General features: G+C 45.0%; 21 protein-coding genes and 1 riboswitch. Of the genes, 10 read left to right on the top strand and 11 right to left on the bottom strand.

Annotated features, from left to right (window positions below; translation table 11 throughout):
- Nucleotides 1-47: 47 nt before the first annotated feature.
- The 3 genes from WH96_RS01740 to WH96_RS01730 all read right to left on the bottom strand — a co-directional run bounded on the left by WH96_RS01740 (nucleotide 48) and on the right by WH96_RS01730 (nucleotide 1,606).
- Nucleotides 48-476: a hypothetical protein gene (locus WH96_RS01740; protein WP_047762394.1), complete on the bottom strand. Its 429-nt coding sequence runs from the start codon at nucleotides 474-476 to the stop codon at nucleotides 48-50.
- A 61-nt stretch (nucleotides 477-537) separates the two neighbouring features.
- A complete protein-coding gene (locus WH96_RS01735; protein ID WP_053005551.1) occupies nucleotides 538-1,215 on the bottom strand; it encodes a tetratricopeptide repeat protein in 678 nt (225 codons plus the stop codon).
- A 121-nt stretch (nucleotides 1,216-1,336) separates the two neighbouring features.
- Entirely contained in the window at nucleotides 1,337-1,606 is a 270-nt protein-coding gene (locus WH96_RS01730) for a hypothetical protein (RefSeq protein ID WP_046503653.1), read from the bottom strand.
- Nucleotides 1,607-2,009: 403 nt separating this feature from the next.
- Here WH96_RS01730 and WH96_RS01725 point away from each other — a divergent pair, with 403 nt between their 5' ends.
- The 4 genes from WH96_RS01725 to WH96_RS01710 all read left to right on the top strand — a co-directional run bounded on the left by WH96_RS01725 (nucleotide 2,010) and on the right by WH96_RS01710 (nucleotide 7,080).
- Nucleotides 2,010-4,997, top strand: coding sequence for a phosphoenolpyruvate carboxylase (locus WH96_RS01725; RefSeq protein ID WP_047762393.1), 2,988 nt, complete (start codon nucleotides 2,010-2,012; stop codon nucleotides 4,995-4,997).
- Nucleotides 4,998-5,103: 106 nt separating this feature from the next.
- On the top strand, nucleotides 5,104-5,643 hold the full coding sequence (locus WH96_RS01720) for a DUF924 family protein (RefSeq protein WP_218044990.1): 540 nt from the start codon (nucleotides 5,104-5,106) through the stop codon (nucleotides 5,641-5,643).
- Nucleotides 5,644-5,767: 124 nt separating this feature from the next.
- Nucleotides 5,768-5,919: riboswitch (FMN riboswitch) on the top strand.
- Between the two features lie 77 nt (nucleotides 5,920-5,996).
- Complete coding sequence (locus WH96_RS01715; RefSeq protein WP_047762392.1) at nucleotides 5,997-6,488, top strand: 6,7-dimethyl-8-ribityllumazine synthase; 492 nt, start codon at nucleotides 5,997-5,999, stop codon at nucleotides 6,486-6,488.
- 328 nt (nucleotides 6,489-6,816) lie between these two features.
- Nucleotides 6,817-7,080, top strand: coding sequence for a DksA/TraR family C4-type zinc finger protein (locus tag WH96_RS01710; protein ID WP_047762391.1), 264 nt, complete (start codon nucleotides 6,817-6,819; stop codon nucleotides 7,078-7,080).
- Between the two features lie 126 nt (nucleotides 7,081-7,206).
- Here WH96_RS01710 and WH96_RS01705 read toward each other — a convergent pair whose 3' ends face one another.
- Together WH96_RS01705 and WH96_RS01700 are read right to left on the bottom strand one after the other, a co-directional pair.
- Complete coding sequence (locus WH96_RS01705) at nucleotides 7,207-8,181, bottom strand: glutathione S-transferase family protein (RefSeq protein WP_047762390.1); 975 nt, start codon at nucleotides 8,179-8,181, stop codon at nucleotides 7,207-7,209.
- A 28-nt stretch (nucleotides 8,182-8,209) separates the two neighbouring features.
- The gene (locus WH96_RS01700) at nucleotides 8,210-8,920 is read right to left on the bottom strand and encodes a pirin family protein (protein ID WP_047762389.1); all 711 of its coding nucleotides are present in this window, start codon (nucleotides 8,918-8,920) and stop codon (nucleotides 8,210-8,212) included.
- A 126-nt stretch (nucleotides 8,921-9,046) separates the two neighbouring features.
- On the opposite strand from WH96_RS01700, the gene WH96_RS01695 reads away from it, so the two are divergent.
- Both WH96_RS01695 and WH96_RS01690 read left to right on the top strand, forming a co-directional pair.
- Nucleotides 9,047-9,943 carry a LysR family transcriptional regulator gene (locus WH96_RS01695; protein WP_047762388.1) on the top strand — a complete coding sequence of 299 codons (897 nt, stop codon included), beginning with the start codon at nucleotides 9,047-9,049 and terminating at the stop codon, nucleotides 9,941-9,943.
- 336 nt (nucleotides 9,944-10,279) lie between these two features.
- A complete protein-coding gene (locus WH96_RS01690) occupies nucleotides 10,280-10,828 on the top strand; it encodes a GNAT family N-acetyltransferase (protein WP_047762387.1) in 549 nt (182 codons plus the stop codon).
- Between the two features lie 8 nt (nucleotides 10,829-10,836).
- Here the strand turns inward: WH96_RS01690 and WH96_RS01685 are convergent, their stop codons facing one another.
- Genes WH96_RS01685 through WH96_RS01670 form a run of 4 tightly spaced genes read right to left on the bottom strand, consistent with a single transcriptional unit; the run spans nucleotide 10,837 to nucleotide 17,670 of the window.
- On the bottom strand, nucleotides 10,837-12,903 hold the full coding sequence (locus tag WH96_RS01685; protein WP_047762386.1) for a hypothetical protein: 2,067 nt from the start codon (nucleotides 12,901-12,903) through the stop codon (nucleotides 10,837-10,839).
- A complete protein-coding gene (locus WH96_RS01680; protein WP_047762385.1) occupies nucleotides 12,900-15,656 on the bottom strand; it encodes a DUF4159 domain-containing protein in 2,757 nt (918 codons plus the stop codon). Before WH96_RS01680 ends, WH96_RS01685 begins: the two co-directional genes overlap by 4 nt.
- Nucleotides 15,649-16,647, bottom strand: coding sequence for a DUF58 domain-containing protein (locus tag WH96_RS01675; RefSeq protein ID WP_053005549.1), 999 nt, complete (start codon nucleotides 16,645-16,647; stop codon nucleotides 15,649-15,651). The genes WH96_RS01680 and WH96_RS01675 overlap by 8 nt, the downstream gene beginning before the upstream one ends.
- A gap of 9 nt (nucleotides 16,648-16,656) precedes the next feature.
- Nucleotides 16,657-17,670 (bottom strand): AAA family ATPase, encoded by a 1,014-nt coding sequence (locus WH96_RS01670; RefSeq protein ID WP_047762384.1) that lies wholly within the window; start codon nucleotides 17,668-17,670, stop codon nucleotides 16,657-16,659.
- Between the two features lie 270 nt (nucleotides 17,671-17,940).
- On the opposite strand from WH96_RS01670, the gene WH96_RS01665 reads away from it, so the two are divergent.
- From WH96_RS01665 to WH96_RS01650, 4 genes are read left to right on the top strand one after another with little or no spacing between them, the layout of a single operon-like run.
- Entirely contained in the window at nucleotides 17,941-18,468 is a 528-nt protein-coding gene (locus tag WH96_RS01665; RefSeq protein WP_047762383.1) for a DUF1285 domain-containing protein, read from the top strand.
- Between the two features lie 58 nt (nucleotides 18,469-18,526).
- Complete coding sequence (locus tag WH96_RS01660) at nucleotides 18,527-19,195, top strand: CoA pyrophosphatase (protein ID WP_245629394.1); 669 nt, start codon at nucleotides 18,527-18,529, stop codon at nucleotides 19,193-19,195.
- 6 nt (nucleotides 19,196-19,201) lie between these two features.
- A complete protein-coding gene (locus tag WH96_RS01655) occupies nucleotides 19,202-19,495 on the top strand; it encodes a hypothetical protein (RefSeq protein WP_047762382.1) in 294 nt (97 codons plus the stop codon).
- Nucleotides 19,492-20,718, top strand: coding sequence for a CCA tRNA nucleotidyltransferase (locus WH96_RS01650; RefSeq protein ID WP_047762381.1), 1,227 nt, complete (start codon nucleotides 19,492-19,494; stop codon nucleotides 20,716-20,718). The genes WH96_RS01655 and WH96_RS01650 overlap by 4 nt, the downstream gene beginning before the upstream one ends.
- Here WH96_RS01650 and WH96_RS01645 read toward each other — a convergent pair whose 3' ends face one another.
- Together WH96_RS01645 and hemF are read right to left on the bottom strand one after the other, a co-directional pair.
- Nucleotides 20,719-21,255 (bottom strand): GNAT family N-acetyltransferase, encoded by a 537-nt coding sequence (locus WH96_RS01645; RefSeq protein WP_047762380.1) that lies wholly within the window; start codon nucleotides 21,253-21,255, stop codon nucleotides 20,719-20,721.
- 58 nt (nucleotides 21,256-21,313) lie between these two features.
- A complete protein-coding gene (gene hemF, locus WH96_RS01640) occupies nucleotides 21,314-22,213 on the bottom strand; it encodes an oxygen-dependent coproporphyrinogen oxidase (protein ID WP_047762379.1) in 900 nt (299 codons plus the stop codon).
- Nucleotides 22,214-22,239 lie beyond the last annotated feature (26 nt).

Here is a 22,239-nt window from a genome sequence, read left to right as displayed (position 1 = left end):
TGAAAATAAAGAGAAAATGTATATGGAATAGGTAACTTGTTTCGCGATTAAACGCGGGGTGGTGCTCTTGATGAGTGGCGGTGGCCGTTAAAAAGCAACTTGGTCTGTTTTGAACGAATAATCGGCCAGGATAAAGAGCTTTGATTTAATGTGTACGCAGCTAAATTTCCTGTGTCTCGCTGAAGTGAGACAAACGCACCTGTTATGCAAAAGTCGCAATGATCGGTCAGGTTCGTTGAGCTTGAAACTCCGTTCTGATTTAGGAGAATGCCACCTGGTGTACAGATAAAACTTAGCGATTGTTCTAAACTTGTTTGCGCATTGTTCGAGTTATCGGCAACTGAGGCCGTTGCCTGATAGGAAACAAAGAAACTTGTAACAATTGGCAGCAGCATTTTAAGGCAAAGTGCAAAGATGGAAAGCGTAGCGATGCTTTGCCGATCTTGTTGTACTGCCTGTTTGGTGCGCCGGGACATACGATGCTCAAGTATATTTCAAATGCGGCCCTTATATCGTAAGGGCTATCATACTTGATGCTTACCTTCTGGGAAGTGTCTTGGCAAGATCTTCACCAGCAAGAACTTCTTCAGGAGACATTTTCGCGCTTATTTGTCGCAGAGATTGCGTGCCATATGTATTCCCCTGAACGGAAGCGACTTTGTACCAAGCATAGGCTTTCACAAGATCGACCGGAACACTCCGTCCTTTTTCGTAAAAGCGCCCCAAGTTTCTTTGAGCTATGGGGTGCCCCTGCATGGCTGCTTTTTTATACCATAGTGCAGCTTTTTCGTAATCTACGTCTTGGCCAAGGCCATTTTTGAAAATCGCAGCCAAGCTATTTTGAGCCGCAGGATCGTCAGATTTGGCTGCTTTTTCTAACCAGTGAACAGCCAGATCAAAATCCTGAGCAACGCCAATGCCGTCTATATAATACAGGCCAATAAAACTCTGCGCTTGTACATCGCCCTGTTTTGCTGCTTCTAGATACCAGTAAGCGGATTGCTTATAGTTTAGTTCACCGTTTATGCCTTCGCGATAAATATGCCCCATATAAAGCTGTGCCGTTGTATCACCCAGCTTAGCTGGCTGCCTAAATTCAGACAAAGCAGTTTCCAAGTCACCATTATTATAAGCTTCTAATCCAAGAGACGTTTCCGCAAGAGATTGAAGAGGGGAAAAAAGAAATAAAACAGTTATAAAAAGACGTCGCATCATATCTTTGTCTGCCAGTAAACTCAGGGATTACAGTATAGTCGTAATCATAAGAATACTTACAGGGAAAATTAAAGTTTCCGAGTATCTTAACGATGTAAACGCAGCTTAAAGAATGGATTTTTTATACGTCAGGAGCAATGATCAGGATGTGATCATTGTCGTGGTAGAGCGTCATGCCATTTGCAAACTGACTATATGTCAGTCCGCCAACATCTGTACCGGAAGCTGTGATGTGCGAATCTTCAACAACACCTGTTTCAATCAACGGTGTGTCAGCTTCAATTTTGAGCGGTTCATCGCGCGCGAACAGAACCACTTCCCCTGCATCGTCAGGTAAAAGATCGCCTAATTGCAAGACAAGTTCGTCGTCATTTTCAAAAAAATCGCTCATAACTTAGTTTTATTCCTTTATGAATCGTGATGCAACGGTTTTTTCCAGTGATTCCAGTGGCTTTTCTGTGACTGAATGTAAATTAACCATAATAATCAGCGAATTGCGGACTATTATTCAAAAGTCTTTTTCTTTTTACGGGGCAAATAGGATCTAATTATTTGAAAAAAATACGATATGTCGGTTTTGATTATGAGTTGATCCAAGAATTCTCTTTGCCAGTTTTGTAACTTTCTCTTATAAACACAGAAAATTAAAACTGGTCACATAAAAGCCTCCAGCACGACAGACCCGAAAAATCGGGAAATAAACATATAAAAGTGACCATGAGTGAGAAGGTATGAAAGACATAGTTGCGTCTGGGATACCTGCAATTATGTCGTGAATGGGAAGGTCGAAATTAATGGCAAAACCTAAAGCCTCTAAGGGGCTCGCTTTGGACGCATTGTTTTCTCAGGTCAAAAGTGAGAAACAGTTTACGGAAGCTTACACTTTGCGTGATGAATTGGAATCTCGTTTGATTGCGATGCGGCAGCAAACAACGAGCCATCCGCTGGGTAATCCCGTTCTGGAGCTTGCACACGATCTTTCCGAACGATTGGCTGCGGGTGATCTTTCTGTCGATATACTTTCGCAGTTGGTACAATATCTATCTGTGGAAGCCTTTGGGGACAGAGCTAAACGAGTTTCAGATTATGTTGGTGTGGAAAGCATTGCGGATAATAAATCCAGACTGTCAGAGCTTTTCAAAGCATTGGCTTTTGATGATGCCGACACCCAGATATCATTCGAGGCGTTTAAAGATAAGCTGGAACGTGAAGCCTTCGGGATAGTGATTACCGCGCATCCGACCTTTGGCTTGTCAAAAGAGCTTTATCAGGCTTTGGCACAGTTTACAGCCAATGAAAGTTCTGATGGACAGGCACTTGATGCGAAGGCGATAGAAATTCTTAATCAGCTTGTCATTGGTAGCTCTCATGAGCCTGATCAAGGAATTGATTTGCTGGCTGAACACGGTCAAGCCATGGAAGCAATTGCTTCGATACAGCAAGCCCTGAGGGAAGTATACGACGTTGCTTTGGCTGTGGCAGAAGAGCTATACCCTGAAAAGTGGACTGAACTTTCACCACGAGTTTTATCTGTGGCAAGCTGGGTTGGTTATGATCTCGATGGCCGGACGGACATTACATGGGCAACCACACTTCATACCCGTATGAAGGTTCAGGTCATCCAGCTTGGCTACTACATTTCCAAACTGAACGAGATCATCGCAGTACATAAGGGCGAGAAGGACGAGTTGGAAACTACGCTTGCCTTGATAAAAAGCCGGGTAACCCTTGCCTTGCATGTGGCTGAAAAAGAAACTGAGTTTTTCAGTGATAACAATGCATCAGAAGAAGCACTAAAAGACGTATCCCGTTCTATCGTTACCGACGATGGCGCACGTTTGGTTCATACGGCTGAATTGATTGAAGCAATTAATCGTGCCTTGAACTTAACTGATAAAGCTGATCTGAAGCGTTCTCTCATTATTCTGAGATCTGAAATTGCAAACTATGGTTTGGCCGCATCCCATATGCACGTCAGGCTCAATTCTGCACAGCTTCATAACGCTATTCGTAAGAATATCGGGATGGAAGGGGAGCCGGATGATCCGGGGCGTCGCAGAGGAAATTTCCGTGCGCTTTCCGGCTTGTTAGATGAAGTAGAACCAATCCGTATAAACTTTGGCTCGTTGTCTGCTGAACATACCACAGCAAAACGCATGTTTATGCTGATTGCCCAGATGATCAAGTATGTTGATGCATCACGTCCGATCCGCTTTTTGATTGCTGAGTGCGACACGCCTTTTACCATTTTGACAGCTCTTTATTACGCAAAGCTGTTTGGTGTTGATGATTTACTCGATATCTCTCCGCTGTTTGAAACGGGGACGGCGCTCGAACGCGGAAGTGAGGTTATTGCCGAACTTCTGGAGAACGAGCATTATCGAGCCTATGTCGAAAAACGTGGACGTCTGTGCATTCAGACCGGTTTCTCAGATGCAGGGCGTTATTTAGGGCAGGTTTCTGCATCGCTTGCGATTGAGCGGCTGCACATGAAACTGGCCCGATTGCTCGCCGATTATAATGTCAGAGGTGTCGAGGTAGTTATTTTCGATACCCATGGTGAATCAATGGGGCGTGGTGCGCATCCGTTGAGCTTTAATGACCGCCTTAAATATGTGTCTTCCCCGATGACACGCTTATTGTTCGCGGAGAACAATATTCCTTTGAAACAGGAAGTCAGCTTTCAGGGCGGGGATGGATATCTTTACTTCGGAACACCTAAGCTTGCGTTGACGACTGTAACGCGGTTGCTGGAACATGCGCTGGGTAAATCGACTGCGGATGACAAGGATGCTTTTTACACCAACACAGACTATTCGCTGGATTTCTTTTTAACGCTGAAAGATTTCCACGAGAATACCCTGGAAAATAAAGACTATGCAGCTCTTCTTGGGTCTTTTAGTACAAATTTGCTGTACCAGACAGGGTCTAGAAAGAGCAAACGTCAACACGACAAACATCATGGTATTGATCGTGGGCATCCGTCTCAGATCAGAGCAATTCCGCATAATGCAATTCTTCAGCAGTTGGGCTATTTGGCTAACACTGCGGGTGGTTTCGGTACCGCGATAGCCAGCGATCTGGATGCTTTTGTAAAACTCCATGGTGAATCGGATCGAGTTCGACGTTTCATGGATATGGTGTCCTATGCAAAAGGTCTAAGTAGCTTAAACACACCTGAAGCTTACGCTGCGCTTTTCAATCCCAGATACTGGTTGGCAAAGGCCTATGCCGTGAAACATACGGAGCGGGCTCGTGATCAACTTCGTCTTTCCAACCTTGTTGGCGATACCCAGCGTTATGACGGCATGAACAGGATGCTGCAAATCTTCCGTCAGGATGCAATCCATCTCCATCGTGGGTTGGATGCGCTTACAGCTGACGGTCAAGAGAAGGTCTTCCCTTTTGATACCCGCCGGCGTATCAATCTGATCATTCTTCACGTTGTTCGTCTCTGTCTTATTCAGGAAATTTTCCTGCTGGCGATGCGCATTCCTGCCTTTGCGAACCGTGATGATTTAACGCTGGAAGATTTGATTCAAGATATCATCGCAATGGAAATTCCTGCTGCATTAGAGGAGCTGAAAGCGACTTTCCCTGTGCATGAGGGGAAAACGGTATTCACTGCTGAGGAGTATGGCGAACCCAGCGACTATAGCGATGATGAAGCCCGTGATTATTCAGATGAGCATAAGAATATCTTTGAGCCGATTGAAGAGCTGTATGATCTTTGTCGCAGGATCTCTGTGGGGATTTCAAATAGTATTGGTGCGCACGGATAAAGCATTGGTATAAAAGGTTCAGGGTTTGTGATTATTCATACTTGGATGTGATTTTTACAGGTTCTGAACCTTAATAATGAATGCAAGTTTCTGAGGGGAATTCACCGTGATTGATGATGTTCTGGATTTTTGGTTGGCTGAGGGTATGGACCGGAAGTGGTTCTTTAAAGATCCTGCATTTGATCGCGAAGTTGCCGAAAAATTAGGGTCTCTCTATGAACAGGCAAGTGCAGGTGAATTGGATCACTGGGCTGATACCGCGAAGGGTAGTTTGGCGCTTTGTATTTTGCTTGATCAGGCCCCGCGTAATTTGTTTCGAAATGATTCCAAGACCTTTTCTACCGATAAAAAGGCGCTGGAAATTGCGCAAAAAACTGTCAGTAAGGGATGGCATAAAACGCTATCACAGCGGGAACGTAATTTTATTTTCTTACCCTTTGAGCACAGCGAAGATCTTGCCATGCAGGAAAAATCTCTGGCGCTTTATCAGGATATGGATGAAAACCCAGATTGGCTAACTTATGCGCAAAAGCACGAAGTTATTATTCGCCGATTTGGCCGCTTTCCACATCGTAACCAAGTCCTTGGACGGGAAAGTACGCCCGAGGAAATCGAGTTCCTGCAACAACCCGGGTCTTCTTTCTAGTTCTGTCTTGAGTATAAGGTATAGCTATCTCATCGCTTGCTATATTGATCTTTGCCTGAAGTGAACTTTTCATTAGAAGTTGTTGATAATATCAGGTAAAAATTTATTGTTCTTTCTATAAAGGACACGTTCTCGGGGCGGGGTGAAAATCCCCACCGGCGGTGATTGCTTTTGGCATTAGCCCGCGAGCGCTTCTCAGTTTGTTTATTGGAAAGGTCAGCAGATTTGGTGAAACTCCAAAGCCGACGGTTAAAGTCCGGATGGTAGAGAACAGAATGGTAAGATATCTATGTTGATAGATGTCTTGTTGTTGTGTGCGCCCTGATTCTCGCTTTAAATTTGGATGGAAAACGATGAATCAGATAACTAATCAAGATGTAAAAAATAAAGAAGGCAATATGTCTTTTGCTATGATTCAAGCAAAATGGCATGGAGATATTGTTGGTAATTGTACGGCAGCTTTTATTGCCGAAATTAATAAGCAGACAGATGGAATGTCCAACGTTGACGTTTTTGATGTCCCTGGTGCCTTGGAAATTCCTCTTATTGCAAAGAAGTTAGCTAGAACGGGCAAATATTCTGCTGTTGTTGCTACAGCACTTATTGTTGATGGTGGTATCTATCGGCATGATTTCGTGTCTCATGCAGTTATTGATGGTGTAATGCAAGTACAACTGGATACGGGTATTCCTGTTTTAAGCGCGATTTTAACTCCGCACCATTTCCATAATTCAGATGAGCATCATAGCTTTTTCTCCGAGCACTTTAAAACCAAAGGGCAGGAAGCTGCTGACGCATGTATATCTATTACTAAACTTCATGAAAAACTTACGTTGATTGAGTAAGCTTTTATGGATTGGAAGAGGAAGTCTGTGTATTTGGTTTCAGGCTTTCTCTCGACATATTTGATGTTCAAGCTATCTGTTATCAGACTAAAAAATAGATATCTGACTCAACAGGAATGGGGACCTATTAGTTTGATTGTCCCATGGTTGCCATAATAATGAGCCTTGATTTGGGTATATATACAAAAATCAGTAATACCCCCTTAAAATAAGATCATTCATGGTTAGAAATGAATCTTTTCCTGGAAAAGTAAATTACAATAATTTGAAAAGAACTTTCTCAATTACCATATGAATGTGAGAACACGTCATAATATATGGAGGTCCTATGGCAGGTGGTTGGACTCGTGATGGTGCAGTACAGGATCAGATTGACGATACAATTGCTGATGCAGTGAAACATGCACGGAGCAATTTGTTACCCGGGGAAAGTGAAAAATACTGTGTGGAATGTGGCGATGAAATCCCCAAGGCCCGCCGCCACGCCTTACCAGGCATAAGAACCTGTATTGAATGCCAGTCCGCTCATGATACTGTGCATGCTGATCTGGGCATCAATCGTCGTGGTTGCAAGGATAGTCAATTACGCTAATTAAAATGATCACAAATTAGTTCATGTCCAAATTAGCGAATGCATTTAATTCTCTATAGCTAAAATACAAAAACAGGTGTTGATATCGGCTCTGGATTGAACCGATATCATGGGCCTGTGAACTCTTTATCTGTTATGAGGTTGGGCGAAATCTATATCAGGCCCAACAGGAATGACGCCCGTTGGGTTAATTGTCCCGTGGCTACCGTAATAATGGGCCTTGATGTGGGGAATGTTGACGGTCTTTGCGACGCCTTCGTATTGGTAAAGCTCGCGTGTCAAGGCCCATAGGTTGATGTAGTCAACAAGCCGCTTTTTGTTGCATTTGAAATGACCATAATAAACGGGATCAAAACGTAACAGGGTGGTAAAAAGACGCCAGTCAGCTTCCGTTAAGCGATCTCCGGCCAGGTATTTCTGAGAATTCAGTCGCTCTTCCAGATTGTCCATGGTGTCGAAAAGCGCGTGGTAAGCTTCTTCATAGGCCATTTGAGTTGTTGCAAAGCCGCTTTTGTAAACACCATTATTGATGTTGTGATAGACCAGCTCATTCACACTATCGATGGCTTCACGCATGTCTTGCGGATAAAGATCTGGAACATCTTTTGTTGCAAAGGCATCAAAGGAACTGTTGAACATCCTGATGATTTCAGAAGACTCGTTTGAGATAATGGTCTGTTCTTTTTTATCCCAAAGTACAGGAACGGTCACGCGGCCCGTATAGTTTGGATCTGCCTTTGTGTAGATTTGATAGAGATAATCTGACCCGTAAAGGAGATCTTCGGTAGAGCCAAGATCTCCGGGGTTGAATTCCCAACCGTTTTCTTTCATTTCCCAGTGAACCACGGAGACTGAGATTGTTGCTTCCAGTCCCTTAAGACTTCTGAAAATCATGGCTCTGTGCGCCCAGGGGCAGGCAAGATTTACATAGAGATGATAGCGTCCGCTTTCTACGGGATAGCCTTTTTCGCCATTAGGGCCGTTAGATCCATCTGCTGTTACCCAGTTCCTGAACTGAGCGTCCTTACGTTGAAACTTACCATTGCTGCTTTTGGTGTCATACCAGACATCATGCCATTGGCCATCGACGAGTTTTCCCATTTTGTGTTCTCTTTCTGTAAGCGGTTGTTTATTGAACGGTATCTGGCAAGTCCGCGAAAATTAATTCTGCGTTAGCAAGGGCTGTGATGTTCAAGTTTTCTTCATTCACAATCATGGCACCGTCCCGTTCGTTCAGGCGTTGACCGTTGAGATTAATCAATCCCTTGGAGACCACAAGATACCCTAAGCGATCTTTTGCTATGGGTTGATTTATCTCTTCATTTTCTTTCAGGTGTGTTCCGTAAAGAGTGGCATTCTGATTTATGAGCAGTGCGTTGGGATGTTTTTTCTCTCCGGACACCAGTGGTAGAAAACCGCCAGCGTAATCAGCTTCGGAAAAAGTTTTCTGATCCCAGTGGGGTTTGAGGTACGTTTCTGAAGGGTGTATCCAGATTTGATAAAGACCGGTTATTTCTGCTTCGTGGTTATACTCACTATGCAGAATACCTTTGCCAGCCGTCATGACCTGTATATCACCCGCAGGTGTTTTTCCTTTGTTGGACAGGTGATCTTCGTGAGAAATTGCACCGTATCGTACGTAGGTGATGATTTCCATATTGCGGTGTCCATGCATTGGAAAACCACCGCCGGGCTGAATTTCATCATCATTCCAAACCAGTAGTGGTCCAATACCTGTTCGTTCCGGGTTCATGTAATTTGCAAAGCTGAAGTGATAGCGCGCGTTTAACCATTCATTCTGGAATCTGCCCAAACTATCAAAAGGTCTGATATCAATCATCGGGATGTCCTGTACTCTCAAAAATGACTATTCAGCTAAAGATAGTTATGTCACTTTACTATTATAATGCATGAATTAAGAACAACATTGTTTCCATATGGAAACAATGTGTGGTGAGTGTAGAAAATGAATTTGAATGAAATGGCAGTTTTTGCCTCTGTGGTTGAGCACGAGAGCTTTACGGCTGCTGCCAAGGCATTGGGTATAAGTAAATCTGCCGTATCAAAACAGGTAAGCCGTCTCGAAGATCGGCTAGGAATACGTTTGTTAAACAGAACAACACGACGTCTTTCTCTGACTGAGGCGGGGAGATTGTTTTCTGAAAAATGCCAAGCCGTTATAGATGTCGCCGAGCAAGCTGAGTATACAGTTTCACGCCTATCTTCGACACCGAGGGGATTATTGAAAGTTAATGCGCCGATGTCCTTTGGAATTAAATGTATGGCCCCGATGCTTGCTGACTTTAGAGTGCAATATCCTGAAATCGAAATTGATCTTATTCTCAATGATCAAATGGTTGATCTGGTTGAAGAAGGCTTTGATGTCGGCGTACGTATTGGTCGTTTGATGGATTCACGGCTTATTGCCAAGAAAATATCTGATTGCGGGATGAGTGTAATTGCTGCTCCATCCTATTTTAAAAAAGGACATGCATCTGTAATACCCGCAGAGCTTTCCGGATATAACTTTTTGCACTATTCAAATCTGAATCGGATATCCGGATTGAAGTTGAGTGGCAAACACGGAGCGGTGGCGGTGCCTTTGACGAGTGATCTCTCAGCTAACAATGGTGATTTTATTCTCTCGGCTGTTCAGGAAGGGATTGGTTTTGCCTGTATGCCTAATTTTATCTGCCATGATGCTATTAAAGAAAGGCGTGTGGTAAAAATACTGCCGGATTGGGAAGTGGACACGGATAATGCCATATATGTGGTGTACCCAGTAAACCGTAATCTTCCGCCCAAAGCGCGTGTTTTTATTGATTTTATTACAGATTATTATGGAAATAATCCCGACTTTTGAATCTTGATTCGAGAAGGGGTCGTTTTTGAAAAAATAGCTTTGATGTTTTTCTTGCTTTGACAGTTATAAAAATCGTGATATCGAATATGGGTAAATCGTACTTACTCTATTTAAGGCTTGGTCATTTATATGCCCAACTATTGTGAACATCTCCGACGACGACGGACCTGCCCTCGAACTGCTGTTCGCTGGGCTGTTAGTCTGTGTGTCGTAACGGATTGTTCAGCGGCCTGAATATCAGGTCAACCTGCACTAACCAAAGACAACAGTTAGCATCAATGTCTTTGAAGAATAAAAGTACAGGCTCTCTGAGCTGGCACTAATGCAGGATGTACCATGTGTGACTATACGATTACCCTCCAGAATACTGCTGATGAAGCGCAGATTGAAACTTTATTGGATTTGACGTTTGGTCAGGAGCGTAAATCTCGCCCTTCCTATACTTTCCGGGCAGATGTCTCTGCTGTTCCAGATTTAAGCTTTTCTGTACGATCTTCTTCTTCTTCTTGTTCTTCTGGGAAACTGCTTGGAACTCTTCGGTTTTGGCCTGTATTGATAGGTGGTGAAACCGCGCTTCTTTTGGGGCCATTAGCTGTGCAGCCTGATTTACAGGGCAAGGGGATCGGAAAGGCGCTGGTAACACATGGGATGAATGAGGCAAAAAAAATGGGATACCGTCTGTGTTTTGTTGTTGGTGAACAGCCCTATTACGCGCCTTATGGTTTTGAGCTCGCCAAACCTCTTGGCTTTGATATGCCAGTCCCCGTGAGTGCCGAGAAATTTCAAGTTCTATCACTACAAAGTGATGCTTTTCTTGCTCTGCCGAAAGGTTTTATATCGCCTTGGGAAAGTGTTTATGAATCTCAGGCTGCTCGGGAAATTTAGTGGTAGATCTAGCGGCCTTCGCGATACCAAGCCCCAAATGCGGTCATTAGCAAGAGAGAAAGGAAAGCCCATGGGGGTAATAGTGGAGTTCGTGTCGATCCAACAAGCTTTTCGGCTTTTTGCGAAAGTAATCCTGCCCACTCTTTTCCCGCAAGTGAGCCCTTTCCCCGTACCAATCTAAGTTTTGGACTAAGGTCCTTTAGCGTATAGATCCCGCCATTACTGGCTTCGATGATGGGTGCGAGAGGTATGGGATCCGTCCGGACTCTTTCATGTTCCGGACCACTGAGAGCCTGTTGAGCGACAACGGTATTGAGACCGTCATTAATTGTATAAAGTCCGGGTTCCGTTGCTTCAATTCTAGTCGAAGCATGGCCGTGGGTATCTGCCTGTAGGGCTGTTTCTGTTATTTCTCCCGACGGGCTTGTAATCGTTAGATTAATTTCATCCTCTGACATTGTTTGTCGTGTTATAGAGAGTTGCTGATCTCTGAGTTGGGCTTTTAATGTTTCTTCTTCCAGCTCTGGTTCTTTCATAAGCCAGTGAACAAGACGCCGTATTAATTCAGTTTGTGGCCCGCCGCCTTCAATATTACGCCCCCACAGCCATATATGGTCACTGGTAATCTGGGCAACTCGTCCTTCTTCGTAATGATCTAGAATAAGTAATGGTAGTAGGTTATTACCAGTCATCAGGGTTGAGCCACCGAGCGTGTCTGTTTCAACCTGTCTGAACCAACGTCCCCACCGAGGTTTTTCATCTGGCAAAAGATTTGCCTTTGGTAAACGAGCAGTAACGGGATGGCGCAACCCCAACTGAGTAATCAGGGGGTGGAAAGCTTGTTCAGATACTTTTCCCAAAGGCTCTGCAGGAAGGATGCTGCCTAAAGAGGTATTGTAAAGAGAAGCTGGAGAAGCATAGCCGGGGCCACCGACTTCCAATAGAGCACCCCCTTGTTTAACGTACCTGACAATGTTCGTTAGATAGTGACTGGGAAGAAAACCTTGACGCTGGTATTGATCAAAAATAATAAGATCGAAGTCGGCCAGTTTAACTTCAAAGAGTTCGTGAATAGGAAAAGCAATCAGGGAAAGTTCTCTGATAGGGGTGCCATCCTGTTTGGTGGGATGGCGAAGAATTGTGAAATGGATGAGGTCAACGGATGGATCTTCTTTCAGGATGTTTCGCCATGCCCGCTCTCCTGGGTGAGGCTCACCAGAAATCAAAAGCACCTTCAATCTGTCTCTGACGCCGTTTGCACTGAAAACAGCTTGGTTGTTTATCGGGGTTATTTCTTCGTCCAGCACTTCAGCTGTTATATCAAAAATTGCTTCGCCTCTGTTCTCCAGTGTTAGCTCATGAGTAATTGTCTGGTTAATCGGGGCCTGAAACTCTGCAACAGTGTTACCATTTTTCCGTAGGGTTATGGCTGCGGGCACGCCGATTTCATTGATGTTTTCATCGATGATTTTAAACGACAGCTCAGTCTTCTGGTCAATGATACCAAAAGCAGGGGCCTGTTCAATGACGATACGGCGATCGCCTTTGTCGGGATCTCCGGCCAAGAACAGATGAAGGGGAATGTCCTGAGGAAACTGTGTTCCTTCTAACGCTTTCGGAATGTCATGGATTTGCCCGTCTGATATAATAACAATCCCGGCCAAACGTTCTTTTTCTTCTGCTGTCAGGTAAATTTCATCGAAGAGTTTGGTGCCATTTTCGGCATCGCCATTTATTTGGATGGTTTTAAGGATCAGATCGGAACGTTGATTGACCTGTTCATGTAGAGAGGTCAGTGCATTTGCTGCCTGACTTTTGCGCTTGCCATAGTCCATTGATGGACTGTTATCCACAATGGCGAGCACGAGTTCTGGTAAAGCTTCGCTGACTTCTTTGTGGAGACTGGGGTTCGCTAGAAAAACAGCAATTATTGCAAGGAAGATTGCTCTGAATTCTCCGCCTTTACTCTTGAGGAAAAAGAGTGACAGCAGCGATGTTAAGGCAAAGCCGATGATTATATAAATCATCCACATCGGAACCAGAGGTTGCCATTCGATACCGTAACTAGAGATCATTGGCCTAACCTCTCTAGGATATGAGGAATATGAACCTGATCTTCTTTGTAGTTCCCAGTTAAGGCGTACATTACGAGATTGATGCCAAAGCGATACGAGAGTTCTCGCTGGCGTTCGCCGCCGCGTACCATGGCATAAAGAGGACGACCTTGCTCATTGATGGCCCAGGATCGGGACCAATCGTTTGATCCTATTAATATTCTTGCAACTCCGTCATTTCGATAGGGGTCGGTACTCTCTGTCCAAAAGTCGCGGTTGTTATTGCGCCCGGGAAAACTTTCCAGGAGATAAAAGGATCGTGTGATCACATGTCCGGCTGGGACAGGTTCCATCTGTGGAATATTAACTTCGTCAGTCAGCATTTGCAGATATTGCGCGTTGCCTTGTGATCCCAAGGCAGAGTTCAAGGTGCTTGATGCTTCGCGAAGATCAAACAAAATCAAACCGCCATTGTTGATGTATTCATTTAAGCGACGCTTTCCGCGTGCGGTCAGTGGCTCTTGGATCGCTGTGATTGGCCAATAGAGAAATGGATAGGGTGATATTTGATCCCTATCCAAATCAAGACCAGTTACTCTGACATTTTCAACAGCCGTGCGTCTGTGTAATTGAAGCGAGAGACCTGCCAAGCCTGAATGACTGTCGGAATCGACTTTGTTATCCCCGGTGATGATATAGGCTAAATAGGTATTGAGTGTTGCTTCGATACCCTTGGTGTCTAAAGGTTCTTCAATTTCTTGTGCAGTAGCTCTGTTAGGAGATATCAGGGTAAGAGGAAGTAAAAAAAGTAGAATGACAGCAGTCATTTTCCCTATAGCTACATTTGAAAATAATCCTCTGAGCCATAGAGTGAGTGCCTGATCAAAAAGAAATAAGATTAGAGCTATAAAAAGCAGTGGAATCTGGAGGGGACTTTCCTCTTTTGCGTTATAGATTTTCTGACTGTCGGCTTGAAAATCATTCTTCTTAATATCCGGCAAATTTCCCGCCAGGTTTATGGCTTTTTGCCTTTTGTCTTTCCCGTAATATCCAGGGGGTGTTTTGTGATCAATGTTCTGTTGTGTACCCTTTTTATCCATAGAGGCATCTAGCGTAATGGCCGCATCTTCCATGGGAATAAGGTTGCCATATGCATCCAGAATGTCATGAACAGGGAGTTTGCCGTCTGATGTGTTACCACCCACACCCTGCCCAAACTGTAAGATACGTCTAAGAATATCGACAAATGACCCCGATAGTGCCAGATTTGACCAGCGTGTGTTCGATGATGTGTGTATCAGGACGATCATACCATCACCCTGGTCAGCGGCTGTGACAAGAGGGGTGCCATCTTGAAGCCTTGCCCAGGTATGGTTATCCAGTTCCGGTGTCGGTTGTGCCAATAGTTGTCCTGATACCGTGATCTCCGGGTTTTGAGGTAAACCAAAAAAAGGACTATCTTTTTCGAATGCTTCAAGCGTAAGTGGCTGTTCCCATGTTAAATTTCCTTCGAGGTTTCGATAGCCACTGCGGAGAGGAACAGAGATAAAGCTATCTCTTATTTCCGCGAGATTGGGACCGGAGAATCGTAACAGTAATCCGCCCTGATTAATCCATTCATTAAGTGTTTCTCGATCGGCAGGTGGAATGCTTTCTTTATCGGTTACGACAATAGCAGAAAGCTCTCGAGACAAGAGCTCTTTAACAGATCCATATCTGACATCGGTGAAAAGACTTAAAGCCCGTTGAAGGTAATAGTGTTCCCCAAGAAGGGATTTATTATCTTCCTGTCCGGCCGCGGTCAGAATGCCGACGGGGAAACGATAGTTGCTTTGATCAAGCAAGAAGGTTGTTGCAGCCGTATTCTTGCCAACGACAATAACTTTCTGTGCTTTGTTATAGAGCTCATTTGGCATACTTAATGTTGTTGATGCGTTTAATTGACCTTGACCGAAGTTAATCTGTCCTGTTGCGAGAACTTCGTTTTTCCCGGAAAGGGCTGCTACTCTCTCTTCGTTTTCAGCACTGTCGTGACCACGCGAGATTGACACCTTTAATCCACTACTTTCAGGTTTTACGCCCGTAATCCACAAGGGAAGTTGGTCACTTGAGGGAAGGTAAATTTCTGACGTAGCAAAAGTATCGAAGAGATCCGAGGAATTATTTGTAACTGGTATCGAAAGAAGTCCATTGGAAAGCCACAAAACCTTTAAAGGATGATAGTGGTTGAGTTCTTTTTCTATAGATTTTAATGCCCCTTGCGGATCAGACTGCCAGCTTTGGGGTGTGGGCAATTGTTCTATGTCGATCAAAAGGTTTTGAGATGTTTTAAAACCTGAAAAATCATAGTGTCCGGTTGTGCCTTTTGCGGTTGTCAGAAAGGCAATCTGGTTACGATTACCTTTGTTTTGCTCAAGTACAGACCGTAAAGTTGCAAGCTGTTTGGTCCAACTACCCGCTGAAGCCCAGTCGTTATCCAGTAGAACCAAAGTATTATATGTCGTGTCAGTTCTTTTGACTGGTGCATAAATCGGTTCTGCCAAGGCGAGAATAAGGATGAGCAGGATCATTACCCTTAAGAAAATAAGCCACCATGATGTTCTTTCAGGTCTTGATGTTGCCCCTTGTAGTCCCAAGAGCAACCGTAGGGCAGGGAAGGTAACTTTTTTTGGTGAGGGGGGTGTTATACGTAGAATAAGCCAGACCACAGGAAGGGTTATGAGGCCTAATAAGAGCCATGGATTTAAGAAGCCTATAATCCCTAAATTAAGCATGCTCTTGACCTATATCGTTTCCGCTCAGGTTTTCTTCCCGGGCGTGCGCAAAGGTGTTTTGGCGTTCCGAAATACTTCGATAAAGAGTTAGAAGAGTTGATTCAGGTGATTTATTTGTTGTGTGGAGGATATGATTCCATCCCCATTTTTTGACGAGGCGTGATAGGTCCTTGTTATGGCCTCTAATGCGATCCATGTAGAGGTCGCGTATAGATGCAACATCAGAGTGTAAAAGCTCTCGGTCGCTTTTGGGGAGTTGAAATTTCACTCTTCCCGAGTAGGGCAAATTCAGTTCCGCAGGGTCTAGTACTTGAACCAACCAAACACGAAGATTTTTATGTGCAAGGCTGGCAAAGATTTGTTTTTGTTCGGATAATGGTGTGAGGAAATCTGAAAAGCAAACCAGCGCAGAATTTTGTGAGAAATGGTGTTCCCGAGGTAATTCATGGTCGAGGTGCTGACTTTTCTGGCTACTATCTTGTGTGGTTATACTTGCGGAGCGTTGGGCTTCCAATTGCCGCGCGATGGTGTACAGATTTTTTCGGGAGTTTGAAGGAGCTGTACCTGATCCGGCAAGGGCTACTTTTTCTCCGCCACGAATTAAAAGTTGGGCAAGTGCGAGACTTAAGACTGAAGCCCGATGCTTTTTTGTTGCAAGGTTTTTGTCCGAAGCCCAATCCATCCCGGGATCATTGCTATTCCAAAGCCACAAACTTTGTGCTGACTCCCATTCTTTCTGGCGAATGAAAATGCCGGCGTTTTCGGAATTGGGGTCTGATTTTGCAGAACGACGCCAATCGATCTTTCTTGGTGAATCCCCCGGACTATAGCGTCGATATTGCCAGAACTCATCGCCTTGGCCGACATGGCGTCTGCCATGCGCCCCTTGGAAAACCGTTGCCGCAACATGTTCTGCTTCGATTAAAAGCGGAGGGAGTGTTGCCGAAAGCTTCTCTGCAGAAGCTTCTATAGAAGATGCTCGTTTGCTCATCTTATCCCTCTAGTTCAGGGGGGCGATAAGGCGTTTAATGATTTTTTGTATGGTAATGCCTTCTGCCCTGGCGGTGAAGTCCAGATGAATTCTGTGTCGTAATACAGGGGCGGCCAAGGCGATCACATCGTCTAGTGAAGGGCTTAATCTCCCCTGAAGCAGACACCGTGCTTTACTTGCCATCAATAAAGCCTGACTGGCGCGAGGGCCTGGACCCCAGGCAACGAACCGTTTTACGAACTCATCATCTGTTTCTTCGGGGCGACCACTTCGAACCAGAGATAATATGCCTTCAAGCACATCTTCCCCAACCGGAATTTCTCTAACCAGATGTTGAGCCGCCAAAAGTTCCTGTGATGTCAAAATTCCTTCGGCTTCAGGTTCGCTTGTTCCCGTAGTGGCGAGAAGCATCTGTTTCTCAGCTTCTCTATCAGGGTAACCGACGTAAATTTCCAACAAAAATCTATCTAGCTGTGCTTCTGGAAGCGGATAGGTACCTTCTTGTTCAAGGGGGTTTTGTGTTGCTAGAACGTGAAAGGGAGAGGGGAGTTTGTGGCTGTGCCCTGCGACGGTGACGGTATGTTCTTGCATCGCCTGTAAAAGAGCAGATTGCGTTCTGGGACTAGCACGATTGATTTCATCTGCCATAAGAAGTTGAGAGAAAACAGGCCCTTGAATGAAGCGAAAAGATCGCCGACCATCTTCGTCTTCTTCCAGAACCTCTGCGCCGATAATATCTGATGGCATCAAATCCGGTGTACATTGGATGCGTTTTTCCTGTAGGCCGAACACAATACCAAGATTTTCGACGAGACGGGTTTTGGCGAGGCCGGGAGCACCGACAAGAAGGCCGTGCCCACCAGCTAGTAGTGTGATTAAAACCTGTTCAATAACGCCTTCTTGTCCGAAGACGACTTTTCCCAGATTTTGATGAAGTTGCGCAAGACGAGTGCAGAGTTGATCTGCTTGTAAAGTGAGATCTTTGGATAATGTAGTACTCGGATTTCTATCCGTAGTGTCCATTTTGCTTCCTCTTTTGACGTAACTGCTAGTGTTGCTGTCTAGGTAGTTGGGTCTAAGTAGTTGGCTTATGTCATTGACCGGATTGTATTGTGCGTAACGGTTTTTATGGCTTGTAATTGGGGGCCATTGTTTAGATATATCCTGTGGTAGTATACATCAGTTCTTTGACATGTTGGTTAACACATTGGTTATAATGAACATAAAACGAGCGTTTGCATAGCGATATCCGATCAATCAACAGTGATCACTTGCTGATAGGGCCATAAAAAGATGACAGATTGTCAGGGCACACCAGAAAAAGAAGACTTAGCGGAAGCCACTCGCATGCTGCCGATAACCAGCGAAGTTGATATGCGGATTGATCGTAATGGCATCTGGTACCACGAAGGCCGTGAAATTGAGCGAAAAGCGCTTGCCCGATTGTTCTCGACTGTTTTACAGCGTGAAGAGGCGGGCACCTACTGGCTGGTCACGCCAGTAGAAAGGGCACAAATCGTCGTTGAGGATGTCCCTTTTACCGTTGTGGAATTAAAAAACACAGGACGAGGGCCAGATCAGGTTATCTCTTTTCGAAACAATATGGATCAATGGGTGAACCTTGATAACGAGCATCCGATTCGAATTGATTTTAAAGATGTAAGTGATGAACCATCACCCTATATATTGATTAGAAAAGGCCTTGAGGCCCGTATTGTACGGTCGGCGTTTTATCAGTTGATGGACTTGGCTGAAGAAAAAGATAACAAGGCTGGGATCTGGAGTTCCGGCATGTTTCACGTGCTGGGAGACGTCGAGTAGGGCTATACGTAAAAGTGGAGCTTGAGAGGCATCAATACAAAATGGAATGGAAAAAAGCGTGGGGTTTGATTGGACATCTCAAAGATTGATGCAGGTTTTCGCACAGCAAAAAGTATTGTCATCTAGGCAAGGTGCTTTGCGCGGCGATCACGATTTGAATCCTGGCTTTTTTGATCCTGCGCGCGATAAAACGCCAGCGGCTGTGGTTGTTCCGCTTGTTGAGCGCGAAAATGGTTTCACGGTTCTTTTGACCAAACGTACAGATCATCTTCACGATCATGCGGGACAGGTCAGCTTTCCCGGTGGTCGCGTTGATCCAACCGACAAAGATCATTGTGATACTGCCTTGCGGGAACTGGAAGAAGAGGTTGGTCTTCCTCGAAAACATGTCAGTATTATTGGCGAACTGGATACCTATGTCACCCGTACTGGATTTGTGATCACGCCTGTTGTCGGACTTATTAAACCTCCTTTTCCTGTTGAACCGGATAGCTTTGAAGTTGCAGAAGTGTTTGAAATTCCATTGAACTTCTTTCTAAGGCCGGACAGTCGCCAGCGACACTTTCGTGAATTTGAAGGCTATCGGCGATATTATTACGCCTTTCCTTTTAACGATTATTTTATCTGGGGCGCAACAGCGGGCATGTTGGTTAATTTGTGCGAAGTTTTAAGCCTGAACAGAGATAATAATATCTCTGATAACGATGTAACTTGTAATGGGGAATAACAACGGATGCTAACCAGATTCCTTCTAATTCTTTTACCAGTTCTGCTGCCGTTTGCTCTTTATTTTGCCTATTATCTTGTAACTCGCAGACCCCGTTCTGAAGCGGAAGGAGAAATGCGTGAAGAAGATTTGCCTTGGGTCGAACGAGGTCCTTGGGCCTGGTTGTTTCTAAGCGGTGTTGTTATGGCTGGCATTGCGATGGGTGCTTATTTCTCAAACTCCGGTCCTGCGCCAGGTGACAGTCTTGTGTCTCCAAGTTATCAACCTAAAGTTCTGGAAAATACTGATACTGATTCATGACGACGACTTATCAGTTAGAAAGCCAGCCCTGGATGTTGGCAGAGGAAACGCAACGGGTCATCGGGGCGCTGTCTAAGCAGGGGCAAGATGTCCGGTTTGTTGGCGGCTGTGTGCGTGATGCTATGCTCGGACGTGAAATCAAGGACATTGATATCGCGACGCCGGATCATCCAGAAACCGTTATCAAGTTACTCGAAGCCGGAAAGATCAAAGCGATCCCGACCGGGCTTGATCATGGGACCATAACAGCCGTCTGCAATCATCAGGTTTTTGAAATCACTACATTAAGAGTGGATGTCGAGACGGATGGTCGCCATGCAACTGTGGCCTATACAGATAATTGGGAAGAAGATGCTGCCCGCCGGGATTTAACAATGAATGCGCTGTCCTGTCGTCTTGACGGGACTGTGTTCGATCCCTTTGGCGGGGTTCAGGATCTCAAGGAAAATCGCATCCGGTTTGTCGGTAAGGCGGAAACACGTATCGAAGAAGATGCGCTGAGGTTGTTACGGTTTTTCCGCTTCCAAGCCTGGTATGGCACTGATGTTTTTGATCAGGAAGGGGTAACGGCGGCGAAAGCAAAAACCCCTATGCTGAAAGGTTTGTCGGCAGAACGTATTCATAGCGAATTAATGAAACTTCTGGCTGCACCAAACCCGATACCTGTGTTGAAAGTGATGCTTGATAAGCAAATTTTCTCTCCCTTCCTGCCCGAAGTTCATACCGTTGATTGTTTAGAAGCATTTATAAGTCTCGAAGGGCGGAGGGACCCTCTTGTCCGATTGATCGCTTTACTTGAAGGCGGTGAGGCGAAAGAAAAACGATCTATTCCTGATCGTTTACGTTTTTCGACAGCAGAAAAGCAACATTTTCTCTCGTTGATACAGCCGGAATATGAAATTGATTCGTCAACAGAAGAAATGCTGTTTAAAGAAGCACTCTATCGTATTGGCGCAGGATTGGTTTCTGATCTCCTCCGGCTACAAATGGCAAGGGATGATGTTGATTTCAATGACAAAAAATCTAAATCTCGCGCAAAGATGATAGAAGAATGGAGTCCGGTTTTCTTTCCGCTTCAAGGGCGAGATCTCATTCAATCAGGTATCCAGCCTGGGCCTAAAATGGGACGACTTTTAAAGGCAACTGAAAATTGGTGGATTGAACAATCGTTTAAGCCTGATCAGGACAAATGTTTGGCTTACGCTTTGAAGATTTCGTTCTGATTAGCAGGTTGATTTCTTGGAAACGTAGTACTTTGTTTCTGGAATGTCATCAGACACTTTGATCATTTTCTTAAACGCGAGGCCAATCTTCTCAAGCACTCGGGCCGATCCAACATTATCGGGGTTTACGATGCCGACGATTTTATCGAGCCCTAGCTGATCGTGGCCGTATTTGAGAACGGCGTTTGCGGCCTCGACAGCATAGCCTTTTGAACAGTATTCCGGAAGAAGAGCATAGCCAATATCGGGATCGTCCAATCCGTCGCGCTTAACCAGTCCGCACATACCAATTGATGCTTTACCTTCTTTTAGAATAACAACGTAAAGGCCAAAACCGTTTTCGCGATAGCTGGTAACAGGTCCGGAGTTAATATATCCACAGGCCTGATCAAGCGTTCTGACTTCCTTATCGACGATGTTTTTAATGAAGGCAGGATCATTCAAAAGACGTAAAATAAAAGGCGCATCTCCTTCACCAAGTTCCCTGATGATCAGGCGATCCGTTTCCAATATAATCTTTTGCTGTGCCGAGGGCATATTACAGGTCCTTGGATGATTTTTGTCGGATTATTTTCTGGAGTGTATTAGCGAAAAGCTAGGGCCAGGCTGCTTCCGGCGGCATGGACATAAGGATTGCTTCGACATTGCCACCTGTCTTGAGGCCGAACATGGTACCGCGATCATAGAGCAGGTTGAATTCTGCATAGCGGCCACGGCGGAAAAGCTGATGTTTTCGTTGCTCGTCGTTCCAGTCTTTGTGCATGTGACGTCGCACAATCTGGGGGTAGATATCTAAAAACGCTCTGCCTACATCTTGAGTGAAGGCAAAGTCGGCGTTCCAGTTACCCGTATTCAGGTAGTCATAGAAAATACCGCCGACACCACGGGCTTCGTTGCGGTGGGGAATATAGAAATATTCATCACACCATTCTTTGAAGACAGGAAAGAAACCCGGATTGTGTTTGTCACAGGCATCTTTGTAGGCCCTATGGAAATCATGAGTGTCCTGATCAACAGGATACATAGGGTTCAAATCACCACCACCGCCAAACCAACTGGTTGTCGTAACAATATGACGCGTGTTCATGTGTACCGCTGGTACAAGTGGTGAATGCATGTGCGCGACAAGGGATATACCGCTGGCCCAGAATTTTGGATCTTTATCAGCGCCGGGAATACGTTTTGAAAATTCTTCGCTGAATTCTCCCATCACCGTGGATATATTCACGCCCACTTTTTCAAAGACGCGTCCACGCATGATGGACATTTCACCGCCCCCTCCGCCTTCACGATCCCACTGTTTCCGTTCAAAGCGGCCTGAAGCAGGTTCGCCTAACTTTGCCAGCACAGTGCCGGAAAGTTCATCTTCCAGTCGTTCAAATTCAGCACAAATGCTATCCCTAAGCTGTCTGAACCAACGCTGTGCCTGTTCTTTATGGTCCTCTGGCGCGCCGTGATTAGGGAAAGGGTTTGTTGGGTCTTGCCGTTGGTACATCTGTTGCTCGTGTGGTTGCGGTGTTC

The sequence above is a fragment of the Kiloniella spongiae genome (assembly GCF_001026905.1).
GTDB lineage: Bacteria > Pseudomonadota > Alphaproteobacteria > Kiloniellales > Kiloniellaceae > Kiloniella > Kiloniella spongiae.
This window is presented reverse-complemented; position numbering and strand designations above follow the sequence as displayed.

Coding starts and splice junctions, on each gene's coding strand:
- WH96_RS01740 (WP_047762394.1), bottom strand. CDS start 476: ATGTCCCGGCGCACCAAACAGGCAGTACAACAAGATCGGCAAAGCATC.
- WH96_RS01735 (WP_053005551.1), bottom strand. CDS start 1,215: ATGATGCGACGTCTTTTTATAACTGTTTTATTTCTTTTTTCCCCTCTT.
- WH96_RS01730 (WP_046503653.1), bottom strand. CDS start 1,606: ATGAGCGATTTTTTTGAAAATGACGACGAACTTGTCTTGCAATTAGGC.
- WH96_RS01725 (WP_047762393.1), top strand. CDS start 2,010: ATGGCAAAACCTAAAGCCTCTAAGGGGCTCGCTTTGGACGCATTGTTT.
- WH96_RS01715 (WP_047762392.1), top strand. CDS start 5,997: ATGAATCAGATAACTAATCAAGATGTAAAAAATAAAGAAGGCAATATG.
- WH96_RS01710 (WP_047762391.1), top strand. CDS start 6,817: ATGGCAGGTGGTTGGACTCGTGATGGTGCAGTACAGGATCAGATTGAC.
- WH96_RS01705 (WP_047762390.1), bottom strand. CDS start 8,181: ATGGGAAAACTCGTCGATGGCCAATGGCATGATGTCTGGTATGACACC.
- WH96_RS01700 (WP_047762389.1), bottom strand. CDS start 8,920: ATGATTGATATCAGACCTTTTGATAGTTTGGGCAGATTCCAGAATGAA.
- WH96_RS01695 (WP_047762388.1), top strand. CDS start 9,047: ATGAATTTGAATGAAATGGCAGTTTTTGCCTCTGTGGTTGAGCACGAG.
- WH96_RS01690 (WP_047762387.1), top strand. CDS start 10,280: ATGTGTGACTATACGATTACCCTCCAGAATACTGCTGATGAAGCGCAG.
- WH96_RS01685 (WP_047762386.1), bottom strand. CDS start 12,903: ATGATCTCTAGTTACGGTATCGAATGGCAACCTCTGGTTCCGATGTGG.
- WH96_RS01680 (WP_047762385.1), bottom strand. CDS start 15,656: ATGCTTAATTTAGGGATTATAGGCTTCTTAAATCCATGGCTCTTATTA.
- WH96_RS01675 (WP_053005549.1), bottom strand. CDS start 16,647: ATGAGCAAACGAGCATCTTCTATAGAAGCTTCTGCAGAGAAGCTTTCG.
- WH96_RS01670 (WP_047762384.1), bottom strand. CDS start 17,670: ATGGACACTACGGATAGAAATCCGAGTACTACATTATCCAAAGATCTC.
- WH96_RS01665 (WP_047762383.1), top strand. CDS start 17,941: ATGACAGATTGTCAGGGCACACCAGAAAAAGAAGACTTAGCGGAAGCC.
- WH96_RS01655 (WP_047762382.1), top strand. CDS start 19,202: ATGCTAACCAGATTCCTTCTAATTCTTTTACCAGTTCTGCTGCCGTTT.
- WH96_RS01650 (WP_047762381.1), top strand. CDS start 19,492: ATGACGACGACTTATCAGTTAGAAAGCCAGCCCTGGATGTTGGCAGAG.
- WH96_RS01645 (WP_047762380.1), bottom strand. CDS start 21,255: ATGCCCTCGGCACAGCAAAAGATTATATTGGAAACGGATCGCCTGATC.
- hemF (WP_047762379.1), bottom strand. CDS start 22,213: ATGTACCAACGGCAAGACCCAACAAACCCTTTCCCTAATCACGGCGCG.